General features: G+C 42.8%; 7 protein-coding genes and 2 pseudogenes. 4 read left to right on the top strand and 5 right to left on the bottom strand.

The annotated features are described in order from the left end of the window. From mobQ to C4N24_RS14440, 4 genes are all read right to left on the bottom strand, one after another. The coding region (gene mobQ / locus C4N24_RS14455; protein WP_146746818.1) for a MobQ family relaxase at positions 1 to 986 on the bottom strand (986 nt) is incomplete at its 3' end. 269 nt (positions 987 to 1,255) lie between these two features. Then, on the bottom strand, positions 1,256 to 1,573 hold the full coding sequence (locus C4N24_RS14450) for a DUF3847 domain-containing protein (protein ID WP_097784881.1): 318 nt from the start codon (positions 1,571 to 1,573) through the stop codon (positions 1,256 to 1,258). Positions 1,574 to 1,651: 78 nt separating this feature from the next. Next, on the bottom strand, positions 1,652 to 2,917 hold the full coding sequence (locus C4N24_RS14445; protein WP_112091981.1) for a sensor histidine kinase: 1,266 nt from the start codon (positions 2,915 to 2,917) through the stop codon (positions 1,652 to 1,654). Then, positions 2,914 to 3,612 (bottom strand): LytR/AlgR family response regulator transcription factor, encoded by a 699-nt coding sequence (locus tag C4N24_RS14440; RefSeq protein WP_112091980.1) that lies wholly within the window; start codon positions 3,610 to 3,612, stop codon positions 2,914 to 2,916. Before C4N24_RS14440 ends, C4N24_RS14445 begins: the two co-directional genes overlap by 4 nt. Positions 3,613 to 4,289: 677 nt before the next feature. Here C4N24_RS14440 and C4N24_RS14435 point away from each other — a divergent pair. The 3 genes from C4N24_RS14435 to C4N24_RS14425 all read left to right on the top strand — a co-directional run bounded on the left by C4N24_RS14435 (position 4,290) and on the right by C4N24_RS14425 (position 6,180). After that, positions 4,290 to 4,880 (top strand): SdpI family protein, encoded by a 591-nt coding sequence (locus C4N24_RS14435; protein ID WP_112091979.1) that lies wholly within the window; start codon positions 4,290 to 4,292, stop codon positions 4,878 to 4,880. A 246-nt stretch (positions 4,881 to 5,126) separates the two neighbouring features. Then, positions 5,127 to 5,630, top strand: coding sequence for a DUF3592 domain-containing protein (locus C4N24_RS14430; RefSeq protein ID WP_112091978.1), 504 nt, complete (start codon positions 5,127 to 5,129; stop codon positions 5,628 to 5,630). 226 nt (positions 5,631 to 5,856) lie between these two features. After that, complete coding sequence (locus C4N24_RS14425) at positions 5,857 to 6,180, top strand: hypothetical protein (RefSeq protein ID WP_112091977.1); 324 nt, start codon at positions 5,857 to 5,859, stop codon at positions 6,178 to 6,180. Positions 6,181 to 6,298: 118 nt separating this feature from the next. Here C4N24_RS14425 and C4N24_RS15710 read toward each other — a convergent pair. Continuing rightward, positions 6,299 to 6,475: pseudogene (locus C4N24_RS15710) on the bottom strand (DUF6061 family protein); the annotation flags it as partial. A gap of 141 nt (positions 6,476 to 6,616) precedes the next feature. Here C4N24_RS15710 and C4N24_RS14420 point away from each other — a divergent pair. After that, positions 6,617 to 6,999 (top strand): annotated as a pseudogene (locus tag C4N24_RS14420) (hypothetical protein); the annotation flags it as partial.

Here is a 6,999-nt window from a genome sequence, read left to right as displayed (position 1 = left end):
TCAAAGTCCCGGACAGTGCATTTCAGTTTTGCCTTGCCAGACCAATCGCTGCGCTGCTCGTTGCGGAGATTGAAGTAATCCACCAGTAGGTCGGACAGCGTGGGTTCCTTCGCCTTTTCCAGAGCGTCCAGAAGAAGCTGCTTTTTTTCGTTCAGGTCTGCGATCCAGCGTTGCAGCCCACGGATGGCGCTGCGGATGGACTGCATCAGGCTGTTGGTTGCACGAATATCACGGTTAAGATTTCCGAGAAAGGTTTCCACTCCACGCTTTTCCATCTGGTGTGCAGCGGGGCCGAGATGCACGGTCGGTATCTGCTGGATGCCCTGCCGCTCAAAGGAACGCAGGTCAACACGTTCCGGTCTGCCCGCAGCTTCCAGATAGCGGTTGGTGATGGTCTCCCAGCTGTGCCGCCAGATTTCAGCATACTTCTGGTCGTTCCAGTCCACAGTATTTTCCTTGTGGCACTTCCAGTTCCCGGAAGGAAGCTGGATGCGCTCACCGTTCTCGTCAAGGTCGTACACTTTTCGGGCTTTCGGAAGCCATTTGCCGTGTTCATCCATTGCCCGGAGGGTCAGCAGAATGTGGGCGTGTGGGTTGCCATCTTCCTTGTCGTGGATGGCAAAGTCAGCAATCATCCCTTTGGAAACAAACTGCTCCTGACAAAATTCCCGAATCATTTTCAAATACTGTTCTTTCGGCACCTCCACCGGGAACGCCAGCACGATGCGCCGGGCAAGCTGGGAGTTCCACTGGTTCTCTATGGCTTCCACGGCGTTCCAGAGCGTTGCCCGGTCTGCATATCCAGGCGGTGCATGGGATGGCAGCATGATTTCAGCGTGGACAAGTTCTTTCTTCTTGTTGTAGAATTTCGTTTTCTGGTCGTACTCGCTGAACAGCCGTTCGCCGCTCTGGTAAGCGGCCCCGGCAACAGCGGACTGCCCTTGGCTGCGCTTAACGATGGTAATTTTGAAATGCGGACACGGAATAGGCATCACCCCCAAACAAAAAGACCGCCCAGCAAGATTGCTCTTGATGAACGGTCTGGAATCGTATTCGGTTTTGCTCGCCGCCTTGGAACGGAGTGCTGTGCGCTTCGGTCTTAGGCGGGAGCCGCAAAAGGATAGCTGCAAAGCAGCGCAAGGAAAATGCAGTTTTCCTTGGGATGGAATCGGGCTGGCGCACAAACGCCAGCTTCGATTTCATCGAGCCGTCTGCAAGACCGCAATTTCACCGGAACGGTGTATAATTGCGCCCTTTATTCTAAAGGGTTTTGGACGTTGCTGCGTTCGTGAACGTCATGCACCATCTTTGCAAGCGCCAGCACGACTTCCGGTTGACGGAACGAGATTTTCAGCAGTTCCATCACCTGATCGTCGGTCAGTTCTCCCGGACAGACCAGATAACTTTCCAGCATTCCGGCACGAGTGCAAAGACGATGCACACGCTCTCTCCGGTTCAGCTCTGACATCTGGCGTTCAAGGATCTTCTCCCGGTGCTGGCATGAGCGCAGCTTCTGCTCTGCTTTGGCTTTTTCGTTGCGGAGGTAGGCAAGGTCTGTTTTCGGTTGGGTCATGGCATCACACTCCTTTTTCAGAAAATAAAAAGCCAAACAATCAGTATGGAGGCTGATCATTTGGCTGTGGAAACATATTTAATTTTCGCAGTTCAATCGAACTTTCACGGTAAAAGTTCCATTCTTTTTCTCGGCATAAAAATCGCCATCGCTTTCCCGTACCGCACGTTTTACATTTTTCAGTCCATATCCATGGTGGCTGCCAACCCGAAGGCTGCGCGAGATATCACTGTATGGATTGTCAAGGCGGTAGAAAAGGCTTCGATACTGTTTGCGCAGCTGCAAATGGATCTTTCGTTGTTCTGGCGGCAAGCCACAACAAGCTTCAATTGCATTGTCGAATGTGTTTCCAATCAGGATGCTTAAAGATAACGGAGATATAGATAGAACTTCTGGAATCGTTACGTCCAGAGTAACTTTGATGCCGTTTTCTTCTGCTGTATGTAAATACTGATTCAGCAGTGCGTCCACAACTGGATTTCCAATCGTAGAAATATTTTTGGAACGTTCAAAGGCATCCGTTGCATCTCGTACAATTTTGTGAAGTTCTTCGGAATTCCCGCGTTCCGCAACTGCCTGCATTGCCAGAATATATTTTTTGATGTCGTGCCAAAGGGCTCTTGTTTCTTCCTGCCGTTCCTTTAGCTGCTGATAATACTCCATCTGCAAGCGATATTGCTGCTCGTTAAATTCCGCTCTGAATTTTTCCTGCTCATTTTTTCGGAGAGCTTCCACATAGAAAACAATCAGGATGTTTATTAAGAGAAGTACTGCCATAAAGCCAATCAGGTAGTCTGGAAAATTTTCATCCGCTGCATGGTACTGTACCACATAGCAAACTGCAATGCTGGCAATCTGAATAGCGATGATCGGCAGCAGCCAAAGAACGCGCAGCACATTTTCTTTCCGGCTGAAAAAATGTGAAACTAAGATTAGCAATGGAATCTGAATCAGATTTGAGAACACCACATAAATCAATCTGGCCGATCCTGCTTGCATTAAGGCATCAGTATCAGAAACTTGTAGCCCAATAAGAAGCATCGTAAGAACTTCAACTACTGCTACAAGCGTGAAAAACGCAGCACTTGCAAAGATGGCTTGCCATATTTGTGCTTCATAAAACAAAATGGCCAGAAGAAAGCCTCCCAGCAGAAAGTAAATCGTTCGTGGCATCACCCAAGTTGGAAACAGACTTAAGAGACATTGCCCAACGATTAGAAGCGCAATATAAAGATAGAACCATCGTGAAGATAAATCTTTTTTCTGGAATAAACGGTCAACGAAAAGTACGAGCAATGCGATGTTGGCAAAACTCCCAGCAAATTCAACAAAATAATATATCATCTTCCCAAATAAGCGTTAAAGTTCTGATTGAACTCCTGACGCTTCCTCCGGCTGATCGGCAATTGATTTCCACTCGACAGAACAACCATCGTTCCTGTGGCATAGATAATATGCTCCATGTTGACAAGATAGCTTTTATGGGGTGAAGCAAAACACCTTTTCGGCAACTGTTCTAAGGCTTCTGGAATCGTCATTCGCAGAGTGAGGTCTTGACCTTTACAATGAATCAAGACTTTATGCCCATGGCTTTCCAGATAATAAATGTCCGATGTTTCCAATGAGAGTGTGGCTCCTTCATATTCAACGGTAAAGTGTTTGGAATCCAATTCTTGAACGACTGCATCCATTGCAGCAGCAAAAAGCGATTCATCAAGTGGTTTCACTAAATACCGAAATGCAATGCCATACCCCTGCACAGCGTATTCATGCCGCTTTGTAACAAAGATCACCAACGGATGCTTTTCCATCTGTGTTAAGGTTTGCGCCATCTGGAATCCGTTTGAAGGCATTTCGATGTCAAGCAGCAGAAGATCGAAGGATTTCTTTTTTAGCTGCAAATCACTTAAAAGCACTGCACCGTCTGTGTAATTTTCAATGTCAAAGTCGCCATGGGCATCGTATCGCTTGACGCTTTGAACAATATCTTCAAGTTCTGACGGTTCATCATCGCAGACTGCAATTCGATACCTCGTCATTTTGTCGTCCTCCACAAAGTAATGTTTCTGACACTATTATAAACTGTGCATTTGCGCCTGACAAGTGGTTTGACATACCACTTTTGCCACCATAACGACCAGTTTTGCCAAAGGTCTTGCTTTCGGAAAAATCTATGGTACATTGATATTGAAATTAGTATCAGTGTTTCTACAATATCAAAACCGGGAGGGATAAGCATGAAGTTTTCACCATTGAAACTTTTACTGGTTATTTCGATAGCGGTAATCGTAGGAATCGTACTGGCAGTTCTTGTAAAGTATCTGATTCGCTATGCCATTAAGTTTTTACGCAAAAATTGAAAGGACACTGATTGCCAATGAAGAAAGCATACTATGGCCTCCTTACATTTGCAATCATGAGCTTGTCTTATGATTTGTATTATTGGAACATGAGAAGTGCTGTGGGTGTTCTAAGGGCAGAAGATAAGGCGCTTTGTTTATCAAGTGGAATTGTTTGTGTTCTTATGATAGCTTTTGTTATAATTAAAAGCATCAAAAATCGCAAATAGACTGACTTGAAAAACGGTATTGATAATGAAGAAAAATTTGTTAAGCATAGTGATTCTTGAATGTTTTGTGCTTCTGTGAGTGGTTATAATGATTATGGTTCATTTTTTTAGATTGACTGAATGATTTCAGGCTTGAGGTGAGCAAAGATGAAACACGATAAGTTGGTTTTTATAAGAATTATATGTTTGGTTGGAATTATAGGAGAAGTACTATTTCCAAATAGTACAGTCGGCATACTATTCGGCCTAATTCTTGCAATCACGAGCGTCATTTTCTTGCTGATGCTAAAAAATGAAATGGCTTTAGAAAAAAGCGACTGTGAGAATAATTATTCGATTTCTATAATGTGCATTAGTGTCGTTGTACTTTTACTCATCATCGTTGGATACATGATACTGAAAGATTTTCAAATTATTACGCTGTCGGATACGCAAGAATATTTCTTTTCTGAAATTCTAGTATTCTCTTTCATGGCTCTTTTTGGTAGCTGTGCTAATGCTCTTCCTTTTAATAAATATGTTGGATTACGTTTGCCGTGGACTTTAGTAGATTACCAAACATGGCGATATGCTCATAAACTTTTACATGAACTGTCTTTTCCTGCTATCCTTTTTAGCATTGTTATTCTCAAGATGTTTCCCAATAAATCAAAAACACTTATGATTTGGTCAGTACTGTTATATCTTGGAGTACCATCTTTTTTCTCTTACCTTTACTATAAAAAGAAACACCAGTAAACCATAAAACAGAAAATTGATTACCGTATTAGGAGGATTTTATATGATGGGACTGTTTTTGATGATTATTCAGCCGCTTTTTACATTTTAGGAACTCTCGCATTTGCAAAGTATCTTTGGAAAAGTGAGTAGACCTTTGAACGTTATTCGACTGACGGACGAAATAAACTCGCTAAGTATCTAGGAAACATTGATTTTACGGAGTCACTAATTATCAACTGCGTGATTTGAAGAAGAGGCCACTTTATGAAAATCACACGAGATGAAATGTTTTTTTCAAAAGATCTTATTCATACACTGGCGTATGTCGGAATGTTTGCGGCGGCAATTATATCGGTTGGAGCGTGTAAGTCTGGAATTTTGGTGGCTGCGATATTAGCATGGATTGTAGCAGGTATAATTATCGGATTGGCGACTATTTCTGACTATAAAAAGGCAGAACTCTTGAAAAATGGAACAAGAATCACCGGAAAGGTTACCGCAACAAAACGAGTGCATATAAAATTTCATTTGAGTACCTACCACCTTGCCGATGAAGATGTAATCTATCCATATGTGGTGCATTATCAGTATAAAGTTAAAGGTGAGACCTATAATGGCAAGTCGCAGTGGTTTTGGTTCAATCCATATATTCCGAAAGGAACGCCAATAAAAATTCTAGTGGACCCAAAGAATCCGACCCGAAGTACAGTTCTCAATCCGGAAAATCAAGGTTGCGAAAAAACATCGAAAGGAAAAAATTATGAGTAAATTTATAGGAATTTTGTTGTTGGTTGCTCTTGCAGTACGATTGGTAACACTTTTCTTCTTTAAGCAGAATGCTGTTCTGAATGAAATATCACTGGTACTGTTTATATCTATTTTCGTGGTTACAGTTATTGTAATGCTGGTAAAGTGGTGGAAGTGGAGAACTAAATAATTTATATCATTGTGTTGTATAGCTGTTTTATTTATTATCGTTATAAAGGGGCACTATATGGAAAATACTGATATTCCCCAATTTCATACTTATCGAGAAGAAATCGAATTTGAAGGGACGTTAATACAGGCTGATATTTTTATTGACAATAAAATGCTTGAAGACAAAAACAGCTTTTTAATAAGTTTTTTGTGCAAATCTAATACGATATATAAAATGGTTTGCAGAAGTGTTTTAAAAAAGGAAGGATATTACATAAATCTAAAATTCAATGGTGTAAAATTGAAAAAACGTGTCCTTTCAGTGTCACAAAGCTTTATTGATAGTAACTCGGAAACATATAGAATTGGCCTTATGTGTTCTAATGATTTGAGCATCTAAATCAAAAGACAGTCGATGGTACGGTTCGGAGTGAAGCATCAACAAACCAGCAGCCCTCTATTTGCGAGGACTGCAAGTAGAGGGCTGTTGGTTTATTTGGAATATTTTAATTAAAAGGTCAATCTTCTAACCTGCCATGGTCACAGCCGAGTGAGAGATAATGCTCAATCTCACCACCCAGCACAAGCTGGGCATACTCCAAGGGATTGTTGTATAGCAACCAGTCCAGTTCTGCCCGCTGTGCCGGAGTGTTGCCGTATTCGTCCTCAATAGCGATGCAGATAAACAAAACTGTGATTGTGCAACAAATTTTCTATGAATTTATGTGCAGTCATACGATGTTTTAAAACAAGTGTAACAAACTTCCTCTAAAAGCGTTATTATAATAGAAAAATTCCTTTTCTAGGTGCGTGTAAGATATAGGGAAGGACAGCTTATGAAAATCAAAGAAAGTCCATCTATCATTCTGGCGTTTCATGGGATGCTTGGCCGCAAGAAGCAGACCGGCCTATTGCTGCTTTTGCTGACACTGGTTTTCTCGTTCCTGACGGCGGCGGTGATCTACTCGGTCAGCTCTGCACAGGTATTGCAGGATACCCGCTGTGAACTATACGGCGCGTGGCAGTACCTGCGTTTGTCGGATACTGCTGCGGACGCTGCACAGGCACAAAACACCTTGCCCGCATCCGCACAGGTCAGTACAGTGATCCAGAATGGAATCGTTCTCGGCACAGACGATGGCGTGGCGGGCGGGATCGGAACGGTAGACGATACCTTTGCACAGCTGGGGCGTATTGTGCCGATCAGCGGTAATTTTCC

It is taken from the genome of Faecalibacterium prausnitzii (genome assembly GCF_003287405.1).
Lineage (GTDB): Bacteria > Bacillota > Clostridia > Oscillospirales > Ruminococcaceae > Faecalibacterium > Faecalibacterium intestinale.
Note: the sequence above shows the minus strand (reverse complement) of the source record. Positions and strands in the feature narration are given on the sequence as shown.